At 71.2% G+C, this 24,229-nt stretch carries 23 protein-coding genes; 13 read left to right on the forward strand and 10 right to left on the reverse strand.

The window, feature by feature from the left end; genetic code table 11:
- Positions 1 to 39: 39 nt before the first annotated feature.
- From ACGFYQ_RS36710 to ACGFYQ_RS36740, 7 genes are all read right to left on the reverse strand, one after another.
- A complete protein-coding gene (locus tag ACGFYQ_RS36710) occupies positions 40 to 303 on the reverse strand; it encodes a DUF3099 domain-containing protein (protein WP_393750782.1) in 264 nt (87 codons plus the stop codon).
- 147 nt (positions 304 to 450) lie between these two features.
- Positions 451 to 741, reverse strand: coding sequence for a DUF1416 domain-containing protein (locus tag ACGFYQ_RS36715; protein WP_393750784.1), 291 nt, complete (start codon positions 739 to 741; stop codon positions 451 to 453).
- 64 nt (positions 742 to 805) lie between these two features.
- On the reverse strand, positions 806 to 1,651 hold the full coding sequence (locus ACGFYQ_RS36720; RefSeq protein ID WP_393750786.1) for a sulfurtransferase: 846 nt from the start codon (positions 1,649 to 1,651) through the stop codon (positions 806 to 808).
- 202 nt (positions 1,652 to 1,853) lie between these two features.
- Complete coding sequence (locus ACGFYQ_RS36725) at positions 1,854 to 1,943, reverse strand: Ms5788A family Cys-rich leader peptide (RefSeq protein ID WP_353962781.1); 90 nt, start codon at positions 1,941 to 1,943, stop codon at positions 1,854 to 1,856.
- Between the two features lie 155 nt (positions 1,944 to 2,098).
- Positions 2,099 to 2,815 carry a DUF2993 domain-containing protein gene (locus tag ACGFYQ_RS36730; RefSeq protein ID WP_393750788.1) on the reverse strand — a complete coding sequence of 239 codons (717 nt, stop codon included), beginning with the start codon at positions 2,813 to 2,815 and terminating at the stop codon, positions 2,099 to 2,101.
- 64 nt (positions 2,816 to 2,879) lie between these two features.
- Positions 2,880 to 4,403, reverse strand: coding sequence for a hypothetical protein (locus ACGFYQ_RS36735; protein WP_393750790.1), 1,524 nt, complete (start codon positions 4,401 to 4,403; stop codon positions 2,880 to 2,882).
- A 10-nt stretch (positions 4,404 to 4,413) separates the two neighbouring features.
- Positions 4,414 to 4,668 (reverse strand): MoaD/ThiS family protein, encoded by a 255-nt coding sequence (locus tag ACGFYQ_RS36740; protein ID WP_328926396.1) that lies wholly within the window; start codon positions 4,666 to 4,668, stop codon positions 4,414 to 4,416.
- A 471-nt stretch (positions 4,669 to 5,139) separates the two neighbouring features.
- Here ACGFYQ_RS36740 and ACGFYQ_RS36745 point away from each other — a divergent pair, with 471 nt between their 5' ends.
- The 5 genes from ACGFYQ_RS36745 to ACGFYQ_RS36765 all read left to right on the forward strand — a co-directional run bounded on the left by ACGFYQ_RS36745 (position 5,140) and on the right by ACGFYQ_RS36765 (position 10,683).
- The gene (locus ACGFYQ_RS36745) at positions 5,140 to 5,928 is read left to right on the forward strand and encodes a response regulator transcription factor (RefSeq protein WP_393750793.1); all 789 of its coding nucleotides are present in this window, start codon (positions 5,140 to 5,142) and stop codon (positions 5,926 to 5,928) included.
- Positions 5,929 to 6,024: 96 nt separating this feature from the next.
- Positions 6,025 to 7,047 (forward strand): LacI family DNA-binding transcriptional regulator, encoded by a 1,023-nt coding sequence (locus ACGFYQ_RS36750; protein ID WP_362395952.1) that lies wholly within the window; start codon positions 6,025 to 6,027, stop codon positions 7,045 to 7,047.
- A gap of 230 nt (positions 7,048 to 7,277) precedes the next feature.
- Positions 7,278 to 8,456, forward strand: coding sequence for a S1C family serine protease (locus tag ACGFYQ_RS36755; RefSeq protein ID WP_393750796.1), 1,179 nt, complete (start codon positions 7,278 to 7,280; stop codon positions 8,454 to 8,456).
- A 50-nt stretch (positions 8,457 to 8,506) separates the two neighbouring features.
- Complete coding sequence (locus tag ACGFYQ_RS36760; protein ID WP_393750798.1) at positions 8,507 to 9,241, forward strand: response regulator transcription factor; 735 nt, start codon at positions 8,507 to 8,509, stop codon at positions 9,239 to 9,241.
- 5 nt (positions 9,242 to 9,246) lie between these two features.
- Complete coding sequence (locus ACGFYQ_RS36765; RefSeq protein ID WP_393750856.1) at positions 9,247 to 10,683, forward strand: sensor histidine kinase; 1,437 nt, start codon at positions 9,247 to 9,249, stop codon at positions 10,681 to 10,683.
- On the opposite strand, the gene ACGFYQ_RS36770 is transcribed toward ACGFYQ_RS36765, so the two are convergent.
- Both ACGFYQ_RS36770 and ACGFYQ_RS36775 read right to left on the reverse strand, forming a co-directional pair.
- Positions 10,663 to 11,541, reverse strand: coding sequence for a phosphatidylinositol-specific phospholipase C (locus ACGFYQ_RS36770; protein WP_393750800.1), 879 nt, complete (start codon positions 11,539 to 11,541; stop codon positions 10,663 to 10,665). The genes ACGFYQ_RS36765 and ACGFYQ_RS36770 overlap by 21 nt on opposite strands.
- Positions 11,542 to 11,642: 101 nt before the next feature.
- Complete coding sequence (locus ACGFYQ_RS36775) at positions 11,643 to 12,212, reverse strand: TetR/AcrR family transcriptional regulator (RefSeq protein WP_393750802.1); 570 nt, start codon at positions 12,210 to 12,212, stop codon at positions 11,643 to 11,645.
- A gap of 122 nt (positions 12,213 to 12,334) precedes the next feature.
- Here ACGFYQ_RS36775 and ACGFYQ_RS36780 point away from each other — a divergent pair, with 122 nt between their 5' ends.
- Entirely contained in the window at positions 12,335 to 13,114 is a 780-nt protein-coding gene (locus ACGFYQ_RS36780) for an alpha/beta fold hydrolase (RefSeq protein ID WP_393750804.1), read from the forward strand.
- Positions 13,115 to 13,230: 116 nt separating this feature from the next.
- On the opposite strand, the gene ACGFYQ_RS36785 is transcribed toward ACGFYQ_RS36780, so the two are convergent.
- Positions 13,231 to 15,045, reverse strand: a complete 1,815-nt coding sequence (locus tag ACGFYQ_RS36785; protein WP_393750806.1) for a bifunctional metallophosphatase/5'-nucleotidase — start codon at positions 15,043 to 15,045, stop codon at positions 13,231 to 13,233.
- 170 nt (positions 15,046 to 15,215) lie between these two features.
- Here ACGFYQ_RS36785 and mshD point away from each other — a divergent pair, with 170 nt between their 5' ends.
- The 7 genes from mshD to pstB all read left to right on the forward strand — a co-directional run bounded on the left by mshD (position 15,216) and on the right by pstB (position 24,092).
- Complete coding sequence (gene mshD / locus ACGFYQ_RS36790) at positions 15,216 to 16,148, forward strand: mycothiol synthase (protein WP_393750808.1); 933 nt, start codon at positions 15,216 to 15,218, stop codon at positions 16,146 to 16,148.
- Between the two features lie 296 nt (positions 16,149 to 16,444).
- Positions 16,445 to 18,718: an RNA degradosome polyphosphate kinase gene (locus ACGFYQ_RS36795; RefSeq protein ID WP_393750810.1), complete on the forward strand. Its 2,274-nt coding sequence runs from the start codon at positions 16,445 to 16,447 to the stop codon at positions 18,716 to 18,718.
- Positions 18,699 to 19,673 (forward strand): CHAD domain-containing protein, encoded by a 975-nt coding sequence (locus tag ACGFYQ_RS36800; RefSeq protein ID WP_393750812.1) that lies wholly within the window; start codon positions 18,699 to 18,701, stop codon positions 19,671 to 19,673. Before ACGFYQ_RS36795 ends, ACGFYQ_RS36800 begins: the two co-directional genes overlap by 20 nt.
- A gap of 244 nt (positions 19,674 to 19,917) precedes the next feature.
- On the forward strand, positions 19,918 to 21,054 hold the full coding sequence (gene pstS, locus ACGFYQ_RS36805; RefSeq protein ID WP_393750814.1) for a phosphate ABC transporter substrate-binding protein PstS: 1,137 nt from the start codon (positions 19,918 to 19,920) through the stop codon (positions 21,052 to 21,054).
- 159 nt (positions 21,055 to 21,213) lie between these two features.
- A complete protein-coding gene (gene pstC, locus ACGFYQ_RS36810; RefSeq protein ID WP_393750816.1) occupies positions 21,214 to 22,203 on the forward strand; it encodes a phosphate ABC transporter permease subunit PstC in 990 nt (329 codons plus the stop codon).
- Positions 22,203 to 23,285, forward strand: coding sequence for a phosphate ABC transporter permease PstA (gene pstA / locus ACGFYQ_RS36815; protein ID WP_393750818.1), 1,083 nt, complete (start codon positions 22,203 to 22,205; stop codon positions 23,283 to 23,285). Before pstC ends, pstA begins: the two co-directional genes overlap by 1 nt.
- Before the next feature lie 30 nt (positions 23,286 to 23,315).
- Positions 23,316 to 24,092 (forward strand): phosphate ABC transporter ATP-binding protein PstB, encoded by a 777-nt coding sequence (gene pstB / locus ACGFYQ_RS36820; RefSeq protein WP_393750820.1) that lies wholly within the window; start codon positions 23,316 to 23,318, stop codon positions 24,090 to 24,092.
- Positions 24,093 to 24,229 lie beyond the last annotated feature (137 nt).

Consider the following 24,229-nt stretch of genomic DNA (forward strand, 5'->3'; position numbering starts at 1 on the left):
GCTTATTACATTCTTATCTCGCCTGGTTCCGGCCGCGCTTCAGTCCTCGTGGCGGCGCTTTCCGTCCAGTTCGTCCCACCACTCGTCGGACTTGGGGTCGCCCGAGGGGTCGTCCCACCAGCGGTCGTCCGGGCCGCGCCGGTTGGCGATCATCGCGGCGACCGGCGGGATGACCATGGCGACGACGCACATGGCCACCGCGGCCTCCACCGAGAGCAGGCGCACGAAGGTCCAGGCGGAGACGAAGAGGAAGAGGCATCCGCCCATGAGCAGGAAGTAGGCGCGCCGGCGCCGGGCGTACATGACTCCAGCGTAGAGCCGGGCACCGCAAGCACAACCGCGCGGACGGCATTCCGCCACGACGGCACGACGACGGCACGAAGGGCCGCACCCCGGTCCAGTGGCGTCCAACCCCCGGGGGTGCGGCCCTTCGGCCGGTTCAGCTGTCGATCAGACCGCGATCGCCACGTCCGTCACGCCGCCGGCCTCGGCGACCACGACGTTGCGGTCCGCCGTGGCACCCGGGACGAGCGCCCGCAGCGTCCAGGAGCCGGTGGCCGCGTAGAAGCGGAACTGGCCGGTCGCCGAGGTCGGGACCTCGGCGGTGAATTCACCGGTCGAGTCCAGCAGGCGGACGTAGCCGGACACCGGCTCGCCCTCCTTGGTCACCTGACCCTGGATCGCGGTCTCACCGGGCTTGAGCGTCGCGAGGTCGGGCCCGCCGATCTGTGCTCCACACATGTTCTCTGTCCTGTCCTAGAGAGGTTCTGCTGCTACGGGGCGGGCGTCGCGTGCCCGGCCGGGATTACTTGTTGGCGCCGAGCTCGATCGGCACGCCGACCAGCGAGCCGTACTCGGTCCACGAGCCGTCGTAGTTCTTGACGTTCTCCTGGCCCAGGAGCTCGTGCAGCACGAACCACGTGAGCGCGGAGCGCTCACCGATGCGGCAGTAGGCGATGGTGTCCTTCGCCAGGTCGACCTGCTCCTCCTGGTAGAGGGCGGTCAGCTCCTCGTCGGACTTGAAGGTGCCGTCGTCGTTCGCGTTCTTCGACCACGGGATGTTGCGGGCGCTCGGCACGTGGCCGGGGCGCTGCGACTGCTCCTGCGGGAGGTGCGCCGGGGCGAGCAGCTTGCCGGAGAACTCGTCGGGCGAACGGACGTCGACCAGGTTCAGGGAGCCGATCGCGGCCACGACGTCGTCGCGGAAGGCGCGGATCGACGTGTCCTGCGGCTTGGCCTTGTACTGGGTGGCCGGGCGGTTCGGGACGTCCTTGCCGTCGACCAGGTCGCGGGAGTCGAGCTCCCACTTCTTGCGGCCGCCGTCGAGGAGCTTCACGTCCTGGTGGCCGTAGAGCTTGAAGTACCAGTAGGCGTAGGACGCGAACCAGTTGTTGTTGCCGCCGTAGAGGACGACGGTGTCGTCGTTGGAGATGCCCTTGGCGGAGAGGAGCTTCTCGAAGCCCTCCTGGTCCACGAAGTCACGGCGGACCGGGTCCTGGAGGTCCTGCTTCCAGTCGATCCGGACGGCGTTGGTGATGTGGTTCTTGTCGTACGCGGACGTGTCCTCGTCCACCTCGACGATGACGACGTCGGCGTCGTTCAGGTGGGCCTCGACCCAGTCGGCGTCTACGAGGACGTCGCTGCGGCTCATGGTGTTCTCCTCCGGGGCAGTGTGCGGCGGGGCTGTGCGGGTACTGCTGAGAACCAGCTGGGCTGGCTGCAGGTGTTGCTCGTGCGTGTGTCCGGGTGCCTCACGACCCCGGCGCGGGGAGGCGTCAGGGGATCAGGAGGCGGCAGATGCGGTCACGCGGGAAAGGCCGTCGTCCGGCTGATGGAGCGGATGCGCTCACACGTCACATGGATCGACAGAGCATGGCGGCGACGCGACACAGGTCTACTGCCCGCCGCTTCGTGAGGTCCGCCTGCTGTTGCTTCATAGCCATGGATCGTAGGGACGAATCGGCCGCCCTGTCACCGGTGTGTCATATTCCGAGACAGGATCGTCCGGATAGTGGGATCAAGGCTCCGTGGGCGGCCGCTGCGCCGCCTGTCGGAGCCGCCGTGCGGCCCGTCCTTCTGCGGATCGGACCGCTCCGTCTCACGATCCGGCCAGCACCACGTCCGTACCGCCCAGCGTGAGGTGCACACCGGCCTCGTCCGAGGTCAGCGCGGACAGGTGCAGCCCGGCCGGCAGCCCGCCGTCGAGGCTGCGGTCGAAGTCGGTCTTCCTGCGGACCAGCTTCTCGACGCCGGGGATCCCCTCGCCCGGCACCTCGTCGGCGCGCACCCGGACGATCCGGCCGCCCTTGCCGTCCTGCGCGTCCTCCAGTGTGATGGTCGACACCACGCTGCGCGTCAGCGTCTTGCCGAGGACGTCCACCGCCGCGGTCACCTTCACCTTGCCCGGCGCCCCGCCGTAGGAGAGGGTCGCGCCGGTCTGCGAGGCCGCGGTCAGGTCCGCGTACGTGATGAGTCCGGTGCCCTCGGCGCGCTTGGCGGTGCCGCCGCTGTAGTCCCCGTTCAGCTTCACGCTGTGAAAGCTCGCGTCGAGCTCGGAGAGCCGCGTCTTGCGGCCCTCAGCGGCGACGTCGACGCCGCGGAGCTTCAGGTCCACCCGGTCCAGGTCGTGGCTCAGCGCCTGGGTGAGGAACGGAAATCCGTGGATCTCCACCTCGGAGGTGCCGGCCAGCCCCTGCCGTGCCTGGATCCGGTCGGCCAGCCGGTTCTCGGCATAGCCGACCGCCCAGCGGTCCACGCCCACGAACAGGGCCCCCAGAACCACTCCGATGATCACGAAGACGCGCAGGAAACGCACGTGCCACTCCCCCTACTAGTCGGTACGTGCGTTCTAGTGGACCATGCCCGTTGTCGGGGACAGATCAGCCCACCACCCGGCCGATCAGGTACACGGCGGGTGCGGCGGCCGCCAGCGGCAGCGCCACACCGGCCGTCATGTGGACGAACTTCGACGGGTAGTCGTACGCCGCCACGCGCAGCCCGATCAGCGCGCACACCCCGGCGGCGAGGCCGAGCAGCGCCCCGCCCACCCCGATGCCGGTCAGCCCGCCGACGGCGATGCCCGCACCGGTGGCCGCGGCCAGCGAGACGCCGACGGAGGCCGGGGTGGGCAGCGGCAGCGCGCGGGCGAAGACGGCGACCGCGACGGCGGCCGCGCCGACGGTGACGGCGTCGGTGTCCGCGGCCAGGTAGCCGGCGCAGACGATGGCGAGCGCGGCCGAGGCCACCGAGGCCATCAGGCCGTACATCCGCTCGTCGGGGTCGGCGTGGCTGCGCAACTGGAGCACGAGGGTGAGCAGCACCCAGGCTCCGAGGGTGCCGACGATCGCGCCGGGGCCGTACGAGTCGTCCACGGCGAGCACGGCCACGTCGGCGACGACGGCTCCGGCGAAGGCGAGGGCGATGCCCTGGCGGGCGGGCCACATGCCGTTGAGGCGGAACCAGCCGGCCGCGGTGAGGCCCTGGAGGGCGACCAGCGGCAGGAGCAGCGCGTACTGCCCCAGGGCCGCGGCCACGGCGAGCAGCACCCCGAGGACGGCGGTCAGTATGGCCGACTGCGGACCGGGGTCGATGATCGGCGACCGGCCCTCGGCGCGGGCCTGGGCCGGGTCGACGGCGCGGAGGGTGTTGCCGGCGAGGGTGGGCGGGGAGTACTCCGGCTCCTCCTCGGGCGCGTCCGGCAGGACCGGGGCGGGGGCGGGGGCGGGAACCGAGGCCGGGGCGGGGACCTCGGCGGCGGCCTGGGGCGGGAGGTAGGCCGTCTGCTCGGCCGGGGCCTCGTGGGACCAGTCCTGGGCCGGGGCGGGGGCCGCGACCTCGTCCCGGAACCACCCCTCCGGCGCCGCCGGCTGCTGGTGCTGCGCCGGCTGCTGCTGCGCGGGACCCGGGTACGGCGGGAGGTACGCGGTCTCCTCGGCCGGGGCCGGGGCCTGGTAGGGCGGGAGGTAGGCGGTCTGCTCGGCCGCCGGTGCCTGGGACCAGTCCTGGGCCGGAGCCGGAGCCGCGACCTCGTCCCGGAACCAACCCTCCGGCGCCGCCGGCTGCTGGTGCTGCGCCGGCTGCTGCTGCGCGGGACCCGGGTACGGCGGCAGGTACGCGGTCTCGGCCCACTCCTGGGCCGGGGCGGGAGCGGGGGCGGGAGCGGGGGCGGGAGCGGGGGCGGGAGCGGGGGCGGGAGCAGCCGCGACCTCGTCGCGGAACCAGCCCTCGGGCGCGACCGGCTGCCCCGGCACCGCGCCCAGCGGCGGCGGCACCGGCTGGTAACCGGTGTCCCAGGTGTCGGTTTGCCAGGTCTGGGTCCCGTACGGGTCCTGCTGCTGCGCGTACTCCTGCTGCTGGTTCTGGTTCTGGTGCTGCTGGTTCTGCTGTTCTTCAGGCGTGCTCATCGGCTCCCGCTCACCCGCCCGCGAACGGCGGGAGCACCTCGACGGTGCCCCCCTCGGTCAGCAGGACGGAATCGTGCGGGCGCTTGCCCACAGGCTCATCGTTCACGAGGAAGGAGCAGCGCAGCAGGACCCGGGTCAGCTCCCCGGGGTGGCGTTCCCGCACGCCGTCGAGCGCCTCGGCCAGTGTGCGCGCCGAGTACGGCTCCTCCGCCGTCTTGGCCGCGGCCTTGGCCGCCGCCCAGTAGCGGATGGTTCCGGTTGCCACTGCAGCTCCTATCGTCGGCTCTCTACCGTCGGCCTCCATGATGACGCCTCCCACCCCGCACTCCAGCGTGCCTCCGCGCGCCCTGTATGCGCCCATGCGGCCCGCGGGAGGTCCATCGATCCGGTGAAACCGGGGCATACGCAGGGCAGGGGCGTGGCAGGAACCACAGAAGAGGGAGTGATGGAAGCCTCGGCCACGAAAGCGCCAGTGGGCTATTCTGCTGCGAGAGGATCCGGGCAACGTTGCCCCCGGGTCCTTTTGTGCTTTCAGCGCGTTGAACGAACCGAGAACAACCGAGAACGACGGCATCCGTCCGGGCCTCAGGGCGCGGGGCCAGGCGGAAACCGCACCAGACGCACCACGTACGAAGCAGTACCGCGCACGTCCTCGACGGGACCGAGGAGGAACCGACGTGATGGACCAGCGAACCGTGTTCGACCGACCCACCGGCACCGGGCGGGGTGGTCGGGCATGAGCTCACTCCTGCTGCTGACCAACGCCCTGCAGCCGTCCACCGAGGTGCTGCCCGCCCTCGGCCTGCTCCTGCACAACGTGCGGGTAGCCCCCGCCGAGGGCCCGGCCCTCGTGGACACCCCGGGCGCCGACGTCATCCTCGTGGACGGCCGCCGCGACCTGCCGCAGGTGCGGTCGCTGTGCCAGCTGCTCCGCTCCACCGGGCCGGGCTGCCCGCTCATCCTGGTCGTCACCGAGGGCGGCCTCGCGGCCGTCACCGCCGACTGGGGCATCGACGACGTACTCCTGGACACCGCCGGCCCCGCCGAGGTCGAGGCGCGGCTGCGGCTGGCCACCGGCCGCCAGCAGCTGGGCTCGGACGACTCCCCCATGGAGATCCGCAACGGCGACCTGTCGGTGGACGAGGCGACGTACTCCGCCAAGCTCAAGGGGCGGGTGCTGGACCTCACCTTCAAGGAGTTCGAGCTGCTCAAGTACCTCGCGCAGCACCCGGGCCGGGTCTTCACCCGCGCCCAGCTGCTTCAGGAGGTGTGGGGCTACGACTACTTCGGCGGTACCCGGACGGTCGACGTCCACGTACGGCGGCTGCGCGCGAAGCTCGGTCCCGAGCACGAGTCGCTGATCGGCACCGTCCGCAACGTCGGCTACCGCTTCGTCACGCCGGAGAAGGTCGAGCGGGCGGCGGCGGAGGCCGCGGCACAGGCGGCGGCGAAGGCGGCGGCCCAGGCAGCCGTGCAGACGACCACGCAGACGGCCGCACAGGTCGCCGCCCAGACCGGTGCGTAGTCCGCGCGGCCGTCACCCGGTCGGCGGAAGACCCTGTGAGCATCCACTCGACGGACGCCCTGCCCAGAGGTAGGTCACCCCGCGTAGACTTCGCGCGTGGCCAAGGTGACGCGGGATGACGTGGCGCGACTTGCGGGTACCTCTACCGCCGTCGTGAGCTACGTCATCAACAACGGACCCCGGCCGGTTGCCCCGGCCACGCGCGAGCGTGTCCTCGCCGCGATCAAGGATCTGGGCTACCGCCCGGACCGGGTCGCCCAGGCGATGGCCTCGCGGCGCACCGACCTCATAGGCATGATCGTCCCCGACGCCCGGCAGCCGTTCTTCGCGGAAATGGCGCACGCGGTCGAGCAGGCCGCCGCCGAGCGCGGAAAGATGGTGCTCGTCGGCAACTCCGACTACCGCGACGAGCGCGAGGTCCACTACCTGAGGGCCTTCCTCGGCATGCGGGTCTCGGGCCTGATCCTGGTCAGCCAGGGCATGAGCGAACGCGCGGCGTCGGAGATCGAGGCGTGGGACGCGCGGGTCGTGCTGCTGCACGAGCGTCCGGAGGCGATCGACGACGTCGCCGTCGTCACGGACGACATCGGCGGCGCGCAGCTCGCCACCCGCCACCTGCTGGAACACGGGCACGAGTACGTGGCCTGCCTCGGCGGCGTCGAGACCACCCCGGAGGTCGGCGACCCGGTGGCCGACCACGTCGAGGGCTGGCGCCGGGCCATGCTGGAGTCGGGCCGCTCGGTGGAGGGCCGGCTCTTCCAGGCCCCGTACAACCGCTACGACGCGTACCGCGTGGCCCTTGAGGTGCTGGCCGGGCCGGACCGCCCGCCGGCCATCTTCTGTGCCACGGACGACCAGGCGATCGGTCTGCTGCGGGCGGCGCGGGAGCTGCGGATCGACGTGCCCGGGGAGCTGGCCGTCGCCGGCTTCGACGACGTGAAGGAGGCGGCCCTCACGGACCCGCCCCTCACCACCATCGCCTCGGACCGCCCGGCGATGGCCCGCGCGGCGGTGGACCTGGTGCTGGACGATGCCCTGCGCGTGGCCGGCTCGCGACGGGAACGGCTGAAGCAGTTCCCGTCGGCGCTGGTGATCCGCCGGTCCTGCGGCTGCCGCTAGGCCCGACGCCCTGCCCGCCCGGGCAGGGGCCGGCCCCTCGCCTGCGGCCCGCCTTCCTGGGGCTCCGCCCCAGACCCCACGCCTCAAACGCCGGCGGGGCTGAAATTGCCCTGTGGGCAATCCAGCCCCGCCGGCGTTTGAGGCGCGCTTATGTCGGGCATACGCGGTTCTGTCGGGCTTCTCAGCGGGGACTCAGGAAGCTCTCATGATCCGCGGACATGGTCATAGACATGACCGACAGCTTCCGCCGCGAAGGCGAGTACCCGCAGAACCGCCCGACCCAGCACACGCCGCTCGGCGAGGACTGGCAGCGGGAGCACGACCAGTCGGCGGAGGGCGCCGCGGCAGGGGGCTACCCGCCGCCGCCCGTGTACCCGCCCGCCGCGCCGGGGTGGCACGAGGCGCACCAGCCTCCGGTCATCCAGGGCGAGACCGTACCGCCGGCCCCAGCCCCGGCCGCGCACGCCGCCCCCCGCGCCAAGCGCCCGGTCGCGCTGCTCGCCGCCGTCGCCCTCGCCGCGGCCGTGGTCGGCGGCGGCACCGCGGCGGCCGTCCAGCAACTGATCGGCACCCACAACGGCACCAGCGGCAGCGGCGTCAACGGCACCAACGTCTCGCAGTCCAGCAACGGCACCGTCTCCGGCGTCGCCGAGCAGGTCAGCCCCTCCGTGGTCCGCATCGACACCCGCACCGGCTCCGGCCAGGGCACCGGCTCCGGCATCGTCGTCACCGCCGACGGCGAGATCGTCACCAACAACCACGTCGTCAACGGCGCCACCGAGATCCAGGTGACGATGAGCGACGGCAAGAAGTACGGCGCCAAGACCGTCGGGACCGACCCGGACAAGGACCTCGCCCTCATCAAGCTCCAGGGCGCGAGCGGCCTCAAGCCCGCGAAGCTGGGCGACTCCGGCAACCTGAAGGTCGGCGACCAGGTCGTCGCCATCGGCTCCCCCGACCGCCTCACCGGCACCGTCACCAGCGGCATCGTCTCAGCGCTCGACCGCGAGGTGAACGTACCGAAGTCGGAGCAGCAGTCCCCCCAGCGCCAGCAGGGCGGCAGCGGCGGCTGGCCGTTCTCGTACGACGGACAGCAGTTCAACGGGAACACCGGCTCGGACACCACCTCGTACAAGGCCATCCAGACGGACGCCTCGCTCAATCCCGGCAACTCCGGCGGCGCCCTCTTCAACCTGAACGGCGAGATCGTGGGCATGCCCTCCGCGATCTACTCCCCCGCCGGCGACAGCTCCACCGCCGGCAGCGTCGGCCTCGGCTTCGCCATCCCGGTCAACACGATCAAGGCCGACCTGGACTCCCTCCGCAAGGGCGGCCCCGGCGGCACGGGCTCGGGCTCCGGCGGCAACAGCAGCGGCACCGCCGCCAACGGCTTCGGCACCTCCTACTGAGACCCTGGACCCTGGTACGTGCCACCGACCACCACCCCTGGGGAACCGAGATGAATCCTGCCGAAGGCGACCAGCAGCGGATCCTCGTCGTGGACGACGAGCCGGCCGTCCGCGAGGCCCTGCGCCGCAGCCTCGCCTTCGAGGGGTACGCCGTACAGACCGCCGTCGACGGCCTGGACGCCCTCGACAAGGCGGCCTCGTACGCCCCCGGCCTGATCGTCCTGGACATCCAGATGCCCCGGATGGACGGCCTGACGGCGGCCCGCAGGCTGCGCGCCGCCGGCAGTGTCACCCCGATCCTGATGCTCACCGCCCGCGACACCGTCGGCGACCGCGTCACCGGCCTCGACGCGGGCGCCGACGACTACCTCGTCAAGCCCTTCGAGCTCGACGAGCTCTTCGCCCGCGTCCGCGCCCTGCTGCGCCGCAGCTCCTACGCCGTCCCGCAGGCCGGCGAGCCGAGCCACGAGGACGCGCTGACCTTCGGCGACCTGCGCATGGACCTGGCGACCCGCGAGGTCACCCGGGCCGGGCGCCCGGTGGAGCTGACCCGCACCGAGTTCACGCTGCTGGAGATGTTCCTCGCGCACCCGCGCCAGGTCCTGACCCGCGAGCAGATCCTCAAGACCGTCTGGGGCTTCGACTTCGAACCCAGCTCCAACTCCCTGGACGTGTACGTGATGTACCTGCGCCGCAAGACCGAGGCGGGCGGCGAGCCGCGCGTGGTCCACACCGTGCGCGGGGTGGGCTACGTCCTGCGGGCCGGCGAGAGCGGGCCCGAGTGAGCCGCATGAACCCGGCGGCCAGATTCCGCGCCCTGCCGCTGCGCTCCCGGCTCGCGCTGCTGGTCACGGTGGCGGTGGCGCTCGCCGTGGCGGCCGTGACCGCCGTGTCCTGGGTGATGGTGCGCACCCAGCTCCGCGACCAGCTGGACCAGTCCCTGCGGGCCACGAACCCCAACGAGCAGGTGCTCCGCCGCCTGAACCAGGGCTGTGCGTCTCCGCCGGCCCAGACCCAGCCGGACATCGCCGGAAACCTCAACGCGACGGTCCAGATCCTCGCCGCCGACGGCAGCCACTGCTGGGTGAGCGGCCGGACCGACCTGCCGGTCACGCAGACCGACAAGGACGTGGCGGCCGGACGGCTCGGCAGGGTCCTGCACGACGAGACGACGGACGACGGCGTCGACATGCGCGTCTACACCATCCCCGCGCGGGCCCAGCCCGGCGGCCCGCTCTTCGCGATCGCGGTCGCCAAGCCGCTCGCCGACATCGACAAGCCCCTGTCCACCCTGGCCTGGGTGCTGCTCCTGGTCTCCGGCATCGGAGTGGTCGGCGCGGGCGCGGCCGGGCTGTGGGTGGCCCGTACGGGGCTGCGGCCGGTCGACGAACTCACCGGCGCCGTCGAGCACATCGCCCGGACCGAGGACCTGACCGTACGGATCCCCGACGAGGGCGACGACGAGATCGCGCGCCTGTCGCGGTCCTTCAACTCCATGACCGCCGCGCTCGCCTCCTCCCAGGACCGGCAGGCGCAGCTGATCGCCGACGCCGGGCACGAGCTGCGCACCCCGCTCACCTCGCTCCGTACGAACATCGAGCTGCTCGCGCACAGCGAGGAAACCGGCCGGGCCATCCCGCCCGAGGACCGCAAGGAGCTGCTGGACTCGGTCAAGGCGCAGATGACGGAGCTGGCCGCGCTCATCGGGGACCTCCAGGAGCTGTCCCGCCCGGACGCGGTGTCCCCGGGCCCGCTCCAGGTGGTGGCCCTGCACGAGATCGCCGGGGCCGCGCTGTCCCGGGCCCGGCTGCGCGGTCCGGAGCTGAGCTTCAGCTCCGCGCTGGAGCCCTGGTACGTACGGGGCGAGGCGGCCGCGCTGGAGCGCGCGGTGGTCAACGTCCTGGACAACGCGGTGAAGTTCAGCCCGCCGGGCGGCGCGGTCGAGGTGACGCTGCGGGCGGGCGAGCTGACCGTACGGGACCACGGTCCGGGCATCCCGGACGAGGACCTGCCGCACGTCTTCGAGCGGTTCTGGCGCTCCCCGTCGGCCCGCGCCCTGCCCGGCAGCGGCCTGGGCCTGTCGATCGTGGCCCGTACCGTGGCACGCGCGGGCGGGAGCGCCGAGCTGCGGGCGGCGGCCGGCGGCCCGGGCACGGAGGCGGTGCTCCGCATCCCGGGGGCGCCGACACCACCGCCGCCCGAGCCGTCAGTTGTGCCGTATCAGTGAGGCGACCAGGCCGGAGCGGGTGTTCGGGAAGTCCATCGGGACGATCCCGAGCCCGGTCCGGCCGGCCAGCTCCCCGCCGTCCACGAAGGCGTGCACCTGGGGGTTGAGCCGGTCGGAGTTCCAGCGCGGCGGCATGTACGCCGAGGTGCTGGTGTAGTTCACGAACAGCTTGCCGGGCTGCTGGACGGCCTTGCGGAAGTGGTTCTCGATCTTGCCGCGCTTGGCGAAGGGCTCGGCGTTCCAGTCGTCCTGGATGTCGAAGACGTTGCCGTCCCCGTAGCGCAGGCCGGGCAGTCCGCCGTTGTCTGCGAGCAGGACCACCTTGCCGCGGGCCTGGCCGAGCGTGGGCAGGGTGTCGGCGATCCGGAACAGCGGGCGCCAGCCGCGGTGGTCGAGGTAGTCGTCGAAGACGGCACGGAAGGTGGCGTCGCTGTCCTCGGAGTACTCCTGCTTGAGCCGCATCAGCACGGTCTCGGTGGGGTGCGCGGCGAGGAAGTTCCAGCAGGCCGCGAGCACGTCGCCGAACATCAGGTTCTGGTAGAAGGACCCGTGGTGGATGGCGAAGGAGCCGCCCGTCACCCGGCAGCGGACGTCGAGGAACCGGATGCCCGAGTCGAGCTGTTCGGCGATCGAGGTGTTCTGGCAGGCCACGTAGAGCCCGCCCTGGCGGGCGCCGGAGTCGTGCGTACCGGGGATGGTCATCCGCTGGAGGGCGGTGGAGTCGGCCAGACCCGCCATCCAGTCCTGGGTGCCGAGTGCCGTGGCCGCGGCGGGTGGTGCGCCGAGCCCGACGGCAGCGCCCGTAGCCAGTGCTCCGACCAGAAACGCCCGCCGGTCCAGTCCCGGTCCCATGCCCATGCCCGCCCCTTTGCCGACCCAGTGATGGGACCGGATTATGGCGTGCCCACGTCACCTTTACTACCTGTCGGTAGCGGCCATCTTGAGCGCATGGACCACACCTAGCGGTCCAGCAACTCCACCATGGTGCGCAGGCCTTGGGCGATGTCGTGCCCGTTCGGCGCGTGCTCCGGGTCCGTCAGGCACTGCACCATCACCCCGCTCAGCAGCGCGATGTGCAGCGACCCGAGGGCCTGTACGTCCTCCTCGGCGACCGCATCCTGCGGCACGCCGCGCAGCTGGGCGGCCACCATGCGCCGGGACCGGCGCTGGCCCTCGGCCAGGGTCGCGAGCAGCTCGGGCGAGGACTGCGCATGCACGAAGGCCTCGACGTTGGCGGTCCAGAGCCAGCGCATGTCGGCGAAGTCCTGGATCTTGCGGTCCCACGTGTCGGCGTACCGCTCCTCGGCGGTGTCGCCCTGCCCGGCGAGCCGGCCGGACCCCGCGGCCCACTCGTCCATGGCGGCGAACAGCGCCTGGTTGAGCAGCACCTCACGGGACCCGAAGTGGTAGCCGATCGCGGCCATGCTCACGTTCGACGCCGAGGCGATGTCGCGCACGGTCGTGCGCAGGTAGCCCTTCTCCTCCAGGCAGCGGCGGGCTCCGGCCAGCAGGTCCTCGCGATTTCCCATGCCGGGATCGTAGCCGCGCCAGGATTTAGGCAACCGCCCAAGACATTCGTATTGCGCGCTTGCCCAACCCCTGGCAGGGTGGAGCCATCGGAAGATCCACGGGCCTACGGGAGGCACGAGCCATGCGCCACGAGCTGAAGATCGACGACCGGACCCTGTCCTACCTGGACTTCGGCGGCGCCGGCCGCCCGCTCCTCGCCCTGCACGGCGGCATGTCCGAAGGCCTCGCCTTCGCCGGCCTCGCCGAGACCCTGCGCGGCGAGTGGCGGGTCATCGCCCCCGACCAGCGCGGCCACGGCGACTCCGACCGCGCGCCCGACTACCGCCGTGAGGGCTACGTCGCCGACGCCGTCGCGCTGCTCGACCACCTGGGCCAGGGCGCCCCCGCGGCCGTCCTCGGCTACTCCCTCGGCGGGCTCAACGCCTGCTACCTGGCCGCCACCCACCCGGACCGGGTCTCGGCGCTCATCGACGTCGACGCCACCGTGGAGGTCCACCCCGCGGAGTCGAACTGGTTCGACTTCCTTCGCGGCCTCCCCTACACCGCGCCGACCCGTGAAGAGCTCATCGCCGCCGCCGGAGCGGCCGCCGACCTCGTCGCCCCGGGACTGCGCCCGCTGGTCGACGGCAAGGGCTGGCGGATGCCGTTCCACCCCCAGGACATGCTCGACTCCATCGAGCAGTGCCGCGGCGACCACTGGGCGGCCTGGCTCGCGAGCACCTGCCCGGCCCTGGTGATCAACGGCACCCACAGCGCGGCCCTCCCGTCGGCGACGGCCTCGGCCATGGTCACCCGGCGCCCGGGAACCTCGTACACGCCCCTGGAGGGGGACCACTTCGTACCGTTCACCGACCCGGACGGCTTCCACAAGGCCGTCGCGACGTTCCTGTCGACCCTCTGACCGACCCGGTCCGACCGCTCCGTCACGGGGGTACGGAGCGGGGGAAAGCCGGAGGGGCGGCGGGCCGATGGGCCCACCGCCCCTCCGGGCGTGCTGTACGCGGGTGTTGCCGGGTGCTACTTGATGACCGTGATCCGGTCCGCCGCCGGCGGGGCGATCGGGCTCGCCGCCGTCGACTTCCCGAGGAAGGCGTTGAAGCACTCCAGGTCGGGCGCGCCGACCAGCTTGTTCTTGTGCTCCTTCAGGACGGTGAAGCCGTCACCGCCGCCCGCGAGGAACTCGTTCATCGCGACCCGGTAGGTCTTGGCGGGGTCGATCGCCGCGCCGTTCAGCTTGACCGAGTCCACGACGATGCGGTCCGCACCGGTCTTCGTCATGTCCAGGGTGTACGTGAAGCCCTTCGACACCTGGAGGATCTTCGGGTTCGGGCCGTTGACCGGGCCGCTGACCTGCTGCTGGAGCGCGGTGATCAGCTGCGCGCCGGTCAGGTCCACGATGTTCATCATGTTGTTGAACGGCTGGACCGTGTAGGACTCGCCGTACGTCACCACACCGTCGCCCTCGGCCCCCGAGGCCTTGTACGCGAGGTCGGCGCGGATGCCGCCCGGGTTCATGACGGCCAGCTGCGCGCCGCCCTTGTCGGCCGGGGCCAGCGCTTCGAGCTGCGCGTCGGCGATCAGGTCGCCGAGCGGCTTCTCGTACGCCTCCGAGCCACGGCCCGGGATGTCGGCGGAGATGAAGCCCTGCGGGCGGTTCGCGACCGGGGCCGCCAGCGCGCTCCAGCGCTGGATCAGCTCGGTCATGTCCGCGGCCTTGGGCTGGTCGCGGGTGACGACCTTGTTGACCGGCTTGGGCGCGCTGACCGGCGTACGGACGATGTCCTTGGTCTGCCGGTCGTAGGTGAGGGTGGTGTCCGTGAACAGCCGGCCGTACGAGGCGGCGGAGGTCACCATGCGCGGGTTGCCCGCCGGGTCGGGGATGTTGCAGGCGTACGCCTGGTGCGTGTGGCCGGTGACCAGGGCGTCGACCTTCGGGTCCACGTTCTTGGCGATGTCCACGATGGCACCGGAGACGCCGGCGCCAGCGCCCGGGACGTCGCAGTCGTAGTTGTACGCGCCGTTCGCGGGCAGGCCGCCCTCGTGGATCAGCGCGACGATCGACTTCACGCCCTGCTTGTTCAGCTCGGCGGCGTACTTGTTGATCGTCTCGACCTCGTCGCCGAACTTGAGGCCCTTGACGCCCTCGGCGGTCACGACGTCCGGAGTGCCCTCCAGGGTGACGCCGATGAAGCCGATCTTCACGTCCCCCTTCTTCCAGATGAAGGTGGGGTTCATCATCGGACGCTTGGTCTTCGCGTCCGTGACGTTGGCGGCGAGGAACTTGAACTCGGAGCCCGTGAACTCCTTGCCCATCTCGAAGCAGCCCTCGACCGGGTGGCAGCCGCCGTACGCCATGCGGCGCAGCTCGGTCTTGCCCTCGTCGAACTCGTGGTTGCCGACGCTGGTGACGTCCAGCTTGAGCTTGTTCAGCGCCTCGATGCTCGGCTCGTCGTGGAAGAGCCCGGACAGCATCGGGCTGCCGCCGATCATGTCACCGGCTGCTGCGGTGACGGAGTACTCGTGGCCCTTGCGGGCTTCGCGCAGGCTGGTCGCGAGGTACTCGACCCCGCCCGCGGGTATGGCCTTGGTGGTGCCGTCGGCCTGACGTTCGGTCACATTGCCGGAGGAGCCCTGCGGGGGCTCGAGCGTGCCGTGGAAGTCGTTGAACGACAGCAGCTGCACGTCGACGGTCCGGCTCTTGGCGGCACCGCCACCACTCGCGGCTCCGGCCGGCAGTGCGGCGGCGACCATCGCCCCGGCCCCGGCCGTGACGGCGAGGGCGGTGAGGGTCAACCGGCGGGCGCGGGGGTGCCGTTGTGGCGTCGCTGACATTTAGTCCCCTTTGTGGACAGCGAGACAAACTTGGGAGGTCCGCCGAAGCCTATTGTCAACGCGCGTAGCACGACAGGGGGTAACCGGTATCGAGCTGGTTACGCGCAGAAGACGGATCGCCGCCGGGCCCGCACTCCGCCATGCGCCCCCGGCGGTCGTAGGCTCGGGGTATGACTGACGCAGCAGCAGCGGCCCTGGAGCCGGGACGGCAGATTGAGACCCTCGACGAGCTGACGGAGGAACAGGCCGAAGCCGTGCTCGCCCTGATCGAGGACGCGGCCCGTACCGACGGGACCACCGCCGTGTCCGAGCAGGGGCGGCTCCAGCTGCGTGGCGGGCCGCGCGAGGGCATCCGGCACTTCCTGCTCACCGAGAGCGGCCGGCTCGCCGGATACGGGCAACTGGAGGACACCGACCCGGTGGAGGCCCCGGCCGCCGAGCTGGTCATCCACCCGGCGCTGCGCGGGCGCGGCCACGGGCGGGCGCTCGGCACGGCCCTGCTGGCCGCCTCCGGGAAGCGGATCCGGGTCTGGGCCCACGGCGGCAAGTCGGCGGCCCGGCACCTGGCCCAGGTGCTCGGCCTGACCCTCTTCCGCGAGCTGCGCCAGCTGCGCCGGCCGCTCGGCCCGGACGCGGACCCGCTGCCCGAGCCGGTGCTCCCGCCGGGTGTGACCGTACGGACCTTCGTACCCGGCACCGACGACGCGGCCTGGCTCGCGGCGAACGCGGCCGCCTTCGCCCACCACCCCGAGCAGGGCGCGCTGACCCAGCGTGACCTCAACGACCGGATCGCGCAGCCGTGGTTCGACGCCAAGGGCTTCTTCCTCGCCGAGCGCGAGGGAGAGCTGGTCGGCTTCCACTGGACGAAGATCCACGCGGCCGAGCAGCTGGGCGAGGTCTACGTGATCGGCGTCCGCCCCGGCGCCCAGGGCGGCGGCCTCGGCAAGGCCCTCACGGCGATCGGCCTGCGCCACCTCGCCGCCGCGGGCCTCCCGACGGCGATGCTGTACGTGGACGCCGACAACCCGGCGGCCCTCGCCGTCTACGAAGGCCTCGGCTTCACGACCCACGAGGTCGACCTGATGTACCGCACGGAGAGCTGAGCTCTTTCAGCCCCGCCCGGGGGCTCCTCCCAGCGGTAGCCGGGGGAGTTCGAGGCGCGGGGTCCGGGGCGGAGCCCCGGCAACGGCGCCGCACCGGACCCCCCGCGCACCCCGCACCCCCGCACACCCCGGCGCACACACGACGGACTCGTGCGCCAGCGAGACCCGGGAAGCCACACGCCATTAACCGGGCATTAAGACACGCTTGCGACCCTCCCCGCATGTACCCCCGACTCCGACTGACGGCCGACACTTCCGACGCGCCTGTCCTCCCGCGTACGCGGAAGAATGGAGTCATGAGCCACCAGCCCAGCGCAGGTCCCACCGAGGTCCCCGCCCAGCACCCGTCGCACACGCCCGGCGCCGCAGGCAACGGCACCGCCAACGCCGTCACCGGCGCCCACGCGCGGATAGGCTCCATCTCCGCGCACCGCCCGCACGTCGATCTCGAGCCCGATCTCGACGCCGACCTGGACGCCTACGACGACAAGGACGGCGGCGAGCTCCCGGCCGGCCGCTTCCTCGACCGTGAGCGCAGCTGGCTGGCCTTCAACGAGCGGGTGCTCGAGCTCGCCGAGGACCCGACGACCCCGCTCCTGGAGCGCGCCAACTTCCTGGCGATCTTCGCGAGCAACCTCGACGAGTTCTTCATGGTCCGCGTGGCCGGACTCAAACGGCGTATCGCGACCGGTGTCGCCACCCGTTCGGCCTCAGGCCTGCAGCCCCGCGAGGTGCTGGACCTCATCTGGACCCGCTCGCGCGAGCTCATGGCCCGCCACGCCGCCTGCTTCCAGCAGGACATCTCCCCGGCGCTGGCCGAGGAGGGCGTCCACCTCATCCGCTGGCCGGACCTCACCGAGAAGGAGCAGGCGCGCCTCTTCACGCTGTTCCGCAACCAGATCTTCCCGGTGCTGACCCCGCTGGCCGTGGACCCCGCGCACCCGTTCCCGTACATCTCGGGCCTCTCGCTGAACCTGGCCGTGGTCGTGCGCAACCCGGTCAGCGGCCACCGCCACTTCGCCCGGGTCAAGGTCCCGCCGCTCCTCTCCCGCTTCCTGGAGGCCTCCCCGCACCGGTACGTCCCGCTGGAGGACGTCATCGCCGCGCACCTGGAGGAGCTGTTCCCCGGCATGGAGGTGCTCGCGCACCACATGTTCCGGGTGACCCGCAACGAGGACCTGGAGGTGGAGGAGGACGACGCCGAGAACCTCCTCCAGGCCCTGGAGAAGGAGCTCATGCGGCGCCGCTTCGGCCCGCCCGTGCGCCTGGAGGTCGAGGAGTCCATCGATCCGGGCGTACTGGACCTCCTGGTGCAGGAGCTGAAGGTCAACGCCTCCGAGGTGTACCCGCTGCCCGGCCCGCTGGACCTGACCGCCCTCTTCGGGATCGCCTCCCTGGACCGGCCCGAGCTGAAGTTCCCCAAGTTCATCGCCGGCACCCACCGGGACCTGGCCGAGGTCGAGTCCGCGTCCGCGCCGGACATCTTCGCCGCGCTGCGCGAGCGGGACGTGCTGCTGCACCACCCGTACGACTCCTTCTCCACCTCGGTGCAGGCCTTCCTGGAGCAGGCCGCGGCCGACCCGGACGTCCTCGCGATCAAGCAGACCCTCTACCGGACCTCCGGCGACTCCCCGATCGTGGACGCCCTGATCGACGCCGCCGAATCCGGCAAGCAGGTCCTCGTACTCGTCGAGATCAAGGCCCGCTTCGACGAACAGGCCAACATCAAGTGGGCGCGCAAGCTGGAGGAGTCCGGCTGCCACGTCGTGTACGGGCTCGTCGGCCTCAAGACCCACTGCAAGCTGTCCCTCGTCGTCCGCCAGGAGGGCGACCAGCTGCGCCGCTACTCGCACGTGGGCACCGGCAACTACCACCCCAAGACCGCCCGGCTCTACGAGGACCTCGGCCTGCTCACCGCCGACCCGCAGGTCGGCGCGGACCTCTCCGACCTCTTCAACCGGCTGTCCGGCTACTCGCGCCGCGAGACCTACCGCCGGCTGATGGTGGCGCCGCGCTCGCTGCGCGACGGGCTGATAGCCCGGATCGACAAGGAGACCGCCCACTACCAGGCCGGCCGTCCCGCGTACGTGCGCCTGAAGATGAACTCGATCGTCGACGAGGCCCTGATCGACTCGCTGTACCGGGCCTCGCAGGCGGGCGTCCCGGTCGACATCTGGGTGCGCGGCATCTGCGCGGTACGCCCCGGAGTCCCCGGGCTCTCGGAGAACATCCGGGTCCGCTCGATCCTCGGCCGCTTCCTGGAGCACTCCCGGGTCTTCGCCTTCGGCAACGGCGGCGAGCCCGAGGTGTGGATCGGCAGCGCCGACATGATGCACCGCAACCTCGACCGCCGTATCGAGGCACTGGTCAGGGTCGCCGACCCGGCCCACCGCGCGGCCCTGGACCGGATGCTGGAAACCGGGATGTCCGACGTCACCTCCTCCTGGCACCTGGGCCCGGACGGCGAATGGACCCGGCACAGCACGGACGCGGAAGGCCAGCCGCTGCGGCACGTACAGGAGATGCTCATAGACGCCCGGAGGCGCCGGCGTGGCTCAGCCAAACCTTGAACCGACGGTATGCGCAGGTGACGTGCTCGGCGCGTACCTGCGCTCCCAGGCCACCGCTTTCCTCCGTGGGCTGCGCCTGCACGGTGAAAGCGCAGCGAGCGGGGCCGATGCCGCTGGGGGCTTTGATGCGGCGCGCAGCCTGCGGGGGGCTGCGCGCCGGATCAGCGGATCCCTGGCCACCTTCCGGGTGGTGACCGAGTCCTCCTGGGCGGACGGGCTGCGCACCGAGCTGGTGTGGCTGTCCTCGACCCTGGCCGACGAGCACGCGTACGCCGCCCGGCTGGACCGGCTGATGGACGCGCTGCACCGGCTGTCGGGGGGCTCCGAGGTGCCGTCGCCGCGCGGTTCGGCCGGCGCGCTCACGGTGGGCTCGGCGCGGGCGGGCGCGCTGCTGGAACGGCAGCTGACCCTGGCGCGGACCCGCTCACATTCGGCCACGCTCCAGGCGCTCGGCTCCGCCCGCTTCCACGCGGTGGCGGACGCCGTGGCGGTGCTGGCCTCCGAGGTCCCGCTGGACGCGGTCGCGGCCCGGGGGCGGGTGGACGACGTCCTGGTCCCCCTGGCAGCGGTGGCCGAAACCCGCCTGTCGGCGGCGGTCGCGGCGCTGCCGTCGGCCGAGGGCACGCACCCGTACAACGCGGACCACGACGGGCGCTGGCACGAGGTACGCCACCTCCTGCGGGTCCACCGGTACGCCCGGGAGGCGCTGGGCGACGACGTGACGCGCGCGGCGGCCGCGGGCGAGGCCCTGGACCGCCACCGCGACGCCGCCGAGGCGGCCGCCGCCTCGGCGACGGCGGCGCGCACCCCGCGCATCGCTCCGGCCACGGCGTACGCCCTGGGCGTCCTGCACGCGGACCAGCGCCACGAGGTCGAGGCCGCCCGCTTCGACTTCCGCCAGATCTGGCTCCCGGCGCCGCTGGCTTCATCAGGCGGCGCGGTCACGCCGAGGTAACGGGCGGATAACGGATGCTTACGCCTGTGCACACATCCCGCAGACGCACCGGGTCGTCCGCCACGGTTCACCGTCCGTTCACTCGCCCCGGTCGGCCGCTTCACCTGTTCTGCCTAATTTCAGTGGTGCACGGAGCGCGTCGCCGACCAGGTCGAGCGGCCCACCCGGGCAACCGAAGTAGTCCTCTTCGCACGCCGCCCCGATACAGAAAGCGGCCGGCGGCTTCTGGAAGGAACACCCGAAAGTGAAGCTTCAGCGCAAGAACATGCTTCGTGCCTCCGCCCTCGGGGCGCTTGTCGTGTCCGGCGCCCTGGTCCTCACGGCGTGCGGCTCGGACGACAACACGAAGACCGCCGACGGCACGGCGAAGCCCTCCCAGGCCGCCGCGGGCGACATCAAGTGCGACGACGCCAAGGGCAAGCTCCTGGCGTCGGGCTCTTCCGCGCAGAAGAACGCGGTCGAGCTGTGGGTGAAGAACTACATGGCCGCCTGCTCCGGCGTCGAGGTGAACTACAAGTCCTCCTCCTCCGGTGAGGGCATCGTCGCCTTCAACCAGGGCTCCGTCGGTTTCGCCGGCTCCGACTCGGCGCTGAAGCCGGAGCAGGTCGAGGAGTCGAAGAAGATCTGCACCGGTGGCCAGGGCATCAACCTGCCGATGGTCGGCGGCCCCGTCGCCCTCGGCTTCAACGTCGCCGGCGTGGACAAGCTGAACCTCGACGCCGCCACGGTCGCCAACATCTTCAACGACAAGATCAAGAAGTGGGACGACGAGGCGATCAAGAAGCTGAACCCCGGCGTCACGCTTCCCTCCACCGCCATCCAGGCCTTCCACCGCTCCGACGACTCGGGCACCACCGAGAACGTCACCAAGTACCTCAAGGCCGCCGCGCCCGACGCCTGGCCGCACGAGGCCGCGAAGAAGTGGGCCGCCCCGGGTGGCCAGGCCGCCTCCGGCTCCGCCGGTGTCGCCGCCCAGGTCAAGCAGGTCGACGGTGCGATCGGCTACTTCGAGCTCTCCTTCGCCAGCTCGCAGAGCATCAAGACGGTCGACCTGAACACGGGTGCCGCCGCCCCGGTCAAGGCCACCGGTGAGAACGCCTCCAAGGCCATCGCCGCCGCCAAGATCGCCGGCACCGGCTCCGACCTGGCCCTGAAGCTCGACTACACCACCAAGGCCGAGGGCGCCTACCCGCTGGTCCTGGTCACGTACGAGGTCGTCTGCGACAAGGGCAACAAGGCCGAGACGCTCCCGACCGTCAAGTCCTTCCTGAACTACACCGCCTCCGACGCGGGCCAGAAGGTCCTCCTCGAGAACGGCTACGCGCCGATCCCGGCCGAAATCAACGCCAAGGTCCGCGAAGTCATCAAGACGCTGGGCTAAATCCTGACCTCCGAGGTGTCGGCCGCCCCCGTCCGGGCAGCCGACACCTCGGGGACTCTCCCCCACTCCACCCGGTGGGGGTCCCCCCGGACGGAGTCTGGGGGCGAATCCGGTGCACCGCCGCCAGGGGGCCTGCCCCCCACACAGACCGGAAAGACCATGGCTTCCACCACACCCACCCAGATAGACACGGCTCCGCCTGTCGCCAAGAGCGGAAGGTCCACCGGCCGCGCCGGTGACAAGATCTTCGCCGGGCTCTCCAAGGGATCCGGCATCCTGCTCCTGGTGATCATGGCGTCGATCGCCGCCTTCCTCACCTACCGCGCCTCGATCGCCCTGTCGAAGAACGAGGGGAACTTCCTCACCACCTTCGACTGGAACGCGTCGGCCAACCCGCCCGTCTTCGGCATCGCCGTCCTGCTCTTCGGCACCGTCGTCAGCTCGATCATCGCGATGGCCATCGCGGTTCCGATCGCTGTCGGCATCGCCCTCTTCATCTCGCACTACGCGCCGCGGAAGCTGGCCGCGCCCCTCGCGTACGTGGTCGACCTGCTGGCCGCCGTGCCGTCGATCATCTACGGCATCTGGGGCGCCCTCTTCCTCGTCCCGCAGCTGAACGGCCTGAACCTCTGGCTCGACGAGTACCTGGGCTGGACGTACGTCTTCGAGAAGACCCAGATCGGCGTCGCCCGCTCGCTCTTCACCGTCGGCATCCTGCTCGCCATCATGATCCTGCCGATCGTGACCAGCGTCAGCCGCGAGGTCTTCCTCCAGGTCCCGCGCATGAACGAGGAGGCCGCCCTGGCCCTCGGCGCGACCCGCTGGGAGGTCATCCGGATGTCGGTGCTGCCCTTCGGCCGCTCCGGTGTCATCTCCGCCTCGATGCTCGGCCTCGGCCGCGCACTCGGCGAGACCATGGCCGTCGCGACCGTCCTCTCCCCGAGCTTCCTGATCTCGTTCCACGTCCTGAACCCGGGCGGCGGCACCTTCGCGCAGAACATCGCCGCGAAGTTCGACGAGGCCAACGAGTTCGGCCGGGACGCGCTGATCGCCTCGGGTCTGGTCCTCTTCCTGCTCACCCTGCTGGTCAACGGTGCAGCTCGCCTGATCATCGCTCGCCGCAAGGACTTCTCGGGGGCGAACGCCTGATGAGCCACGCACTCCAGGACCAGCGGCCCGCCCGGGCCCCGAAGTCCGCCGCCCCCACCAGCCTCACCCGAGGCGGCCTGCCCCGCTGGGCCCCGACCGGCATCGCGGCCCTCTCGATCGCCCTCGGCAGCGGCATCGGCCTCGTCTTCGACCTCCACAGCAAGATCCAGTGGGGTCTGCTCGCAGCCATGCTGTTCGTGGTCATCACGTACACCGCCAGCGCGGTGATCGAGAACCGCCGCCAGGCCAAGGACCGCGTCGCGACCTCCGTCGTGTGGGTCTGCTTCGTCCTCGCGGTCATCCCGCTGCTCTCGCTGATGTGGACCACGATCAGCCGCGGTCTGAAGCTCCTCGACGGGAACTTCCTCAGCCACTCGATGAACGGCGTGACCAGCTTCGACGAGGGCGGCGGCGTCTACCACGCGCTGCTCGGCACCATCGAGCAGGTCGCCCTGGCCACCCTGATCGCGGCGCCGATCGGCCTGCTGACCGCCGTCTACCTGGTCGAGTACGGCCGGGGCTCGCTCGCCAAGGCCGTGACCTTCTTCGTCGACGTCATGACCGGCATCCCCTCCATCGTCGCGGGTCTGTTCATCCTGACGACCTGGAACCTGATGCTCGGCTTCGGCCCCTCCGGCTTCGCCGGCGCCGTGGCCCTGTCGATCCTGATGATGCCCGTCGTGGTCCGCTCCACCGAGGAGATGCTCAAGCTCGTCCCGAACGAGCTGCGCGAGGCCGCCCTGGCCCTCGGTGTGCCGAAGTGGCGCATGATCCTCAAGGTCGTGCTCCCGACCGCCATCGGCGGTATCTCCACCGGTGTCATGCTGGCCGTAGCCCGCATCGCCGGTGAGACCGCGCCGATCATGCTGCTGGTCTTCGGCTCCCAGCTGATCAACGGCAACCCCTTCGAAGGCGCCCAGTCCTCGCTCCCCCTCTACATCTGGGAGCAGTACAAGGTCGGCAGTGAAGCCTCCTACGACCGGGCATGGGCCGCAGCGCTCGTCCTGATCGCCTTCGTCATGATCCTCAATCTGGTGGCCCGCGGCATCGCCCGCTGGAAGGCCCCGAAGACCGGTCGCTGACGCGACCACATGAAAGCGAAGTGACCCCTCATGGCGAAGCGAATCGACGTCAGCGGACTGTCCGCCTTCTACGGCACCCACAAGGCCATCGATGACATCTCGATGACCGTGGAGCCCCGCTCCGTGACCGCCTTCATCGGCCCGTCCGGCTGCGGCAAGTCCACCTTCCTGCGCACCCTCAACCGCATGCACGAGGTCACCCCCGGCGGCCGCGTCGAGGGCAAGGTCCTCCTGGACGACGAGAACCTGTACGGCCCCGGCGTGGACCCGGTCGCGGTCCGCCGCACGGTCGGCATGGTCTTCCAGCGCCCCAACCCCTTCCCCACCATGTCGATCTTCGACAACGTGGCGGCGGGCCTGCGCCTGAACGGCTCGTTCAAGAAGTCCGAGCTCCAGGACATCGTCGAGCGGTCCCTCAAGGGCGCCAACCTCTGGAACGAGGTCAAGGACCGCCTGAACAAGCCGGGCTCCGGCCTCTCCGGCGGCCAGCAGCAGCGTCTGTGCATCGCCCGCGCGATCGCGGTCGAGCCGCAGGTCCTGCTGATGGACGAGCCCTGCTCGGCCCTCGACCCGATCTCCACCCTCGCGATCGAGGACCTGATCGGCGAGCTCAAGGAGCGCTTCACGATCGTCATCGTGACGCACAACATGCAGCAGGCGGCCCGCGTCTCGGACCGCACCGCCTTCTTCAACCTCTCCGCGGTCGGCCAGCCCGGCAAGCTCGTCGAGATCGACGACACGGACCGGATCTTCTCCAACCCGTCCGTCCAGGCGACCGAGGACTACATCTCCGGCCGCTTCGGCTAAAGAGATGTCGTGAACGTCCTGCGGTGCTGCATGGCGGTGCCACCGCAAGGCGAAAGAAAGAAAAAGGGCCGGCTCCCCCTGGGTGGGGGGAGCCGGCCCGCTTTCGTCTGCCGTCCTCGTCGCCGGACGAAGGCCGG

Origin of the sequence: Streptomyces sp. NPDC048258 (assembly GCF_043201995.1) — a bacterium.
Lineage (GTDB): Bacteria > Actinomycetota > Actinomycetes > Streptomycetales > Streptomycetaceae > Streptomyces.

Coding starts and splice junctions, on each gene's coding strand:
- ACGFYQ_RS36710 (WP_393750782.1), bottom strand. CDS start 303: ATGTACGCCCGGCGCCGGCGCGCCTACTTCCTGCTCATGGGCGGATGC.
- ACGFYQ_RS36715 (WP_393750784.1), bottom strand. CDS start 741: ATGTGTGGAGCACAGATCGGCGGGCCCGACCTCGCGACGCTCAAGCCC.
- ACGFYQ_RS36720 (WP_393750786.1), bottom strand. CDS start 1,651: ATGAGCCGCAGCGACGTCCTCGTAGACGCCGACTGGGTCGAGGCCCAC.
- ACGFYQ_RS36725 (WP_353962781.1), bottom strand. CDS start 1,943: ATGGCTATGAAGCAACAGCAGGCGGACCTCACGAAGCGGCGGGCAGTA.
- ACGFYQ_RS36735 (WP_393750790.1), bottom strand. CDS start 4,403: ATGAGCACGCCTGAAGAACAGCAGAACCAGCAGCACCAGAACCAGAAC.
- ACGFYQ_RS36745 (WP_393750793.1), top strand. CDS start 5,140: ATGAGCTCACTCCTGCTGCTGACCAACGCCCTGCAGCCGTCCACCGAG.
- ACGFYQ_RS36755 (WP_393750796.1), top strand. CDS start 7,278: ATGACCGACAGCTTCCGCCGCGAAGGCGAGTACCCGCAGAACCGCCCG.
- ACGFYQ_RS36760 (WP_393750798.1), top strand. CDS start 8,507: ATGAATCCTGCCGAAGGCGACCAGCAGCGGATCCTCGTCGTGGACGAC.
- ACGFYQ_RS36765 (WP_393750856.1), top strand. CDS start 9,247: ATGAACCCGGCGGCCAGATTCCGCGCCCTGCCGCTGCGCTCCCGGCTC.
- ACGFYQ_RS36770 (WP_393750800.1), bottom strand. CDS start 11,541: ATGGGCATGGGACCGGGACTGGACCGGCGGGCGTTTCTGGTCGGAGCA.
- ACGFYQ_RS36775 (WP_393750802.1), bottom strand. CDS start 12,212: ATGGGAAATCGCGAGGACCTGCTGGCCGGAGCCCGCCGCTGCCTGGAG.
- ACGFYQ_RS36780 (WP_393750804.1), top strand. CDS start 12,335: ATGCGCCACGAGCTGAAGATCGACGACCGGACCCTGTCCTACCTGGAC.
- ACGFYQ_RS36785 (WP_393750806.1), bottom strand. CDS start 15,045: ATGTCAGCGACGCCACAACGGCACCCCCGCGCCCGCCGGTTGACCCTC.
- mshD (WP_393750808.1), top strand. CDS start 15,216: ATGACTGACGCAGCAGCAGCGGCCCTGGAGCCGGGACGGCAGATTGAG.
- ACGFYQ_RS36795 (WP_393750810.1), top strand. CDS start 16,445: ATGAGCCACCAGCCCAGCGCAGGTCCCACCGAGGTCCCCGCCCAGCAC.
- pstC (WP_393750816.1), top strand. CDS start 21,214: ATGGCTTCCACCACACCCACCCAGATAGACACGGCTCCGCCTGTCGCC.
- pstA (WP_393750818.1), top strand. CDS start 22,203: ATGAGCCACGCACTCCAGGACCAGCGGCCCGCCCGGGCCCCGAAGTCC.
- pstB (WP_393750820.1), top strand. CDS start 23,316: ATGGCGAAGCGAATCGACGTCAGCGGACTGTCCGCCTTCTACGGCACC.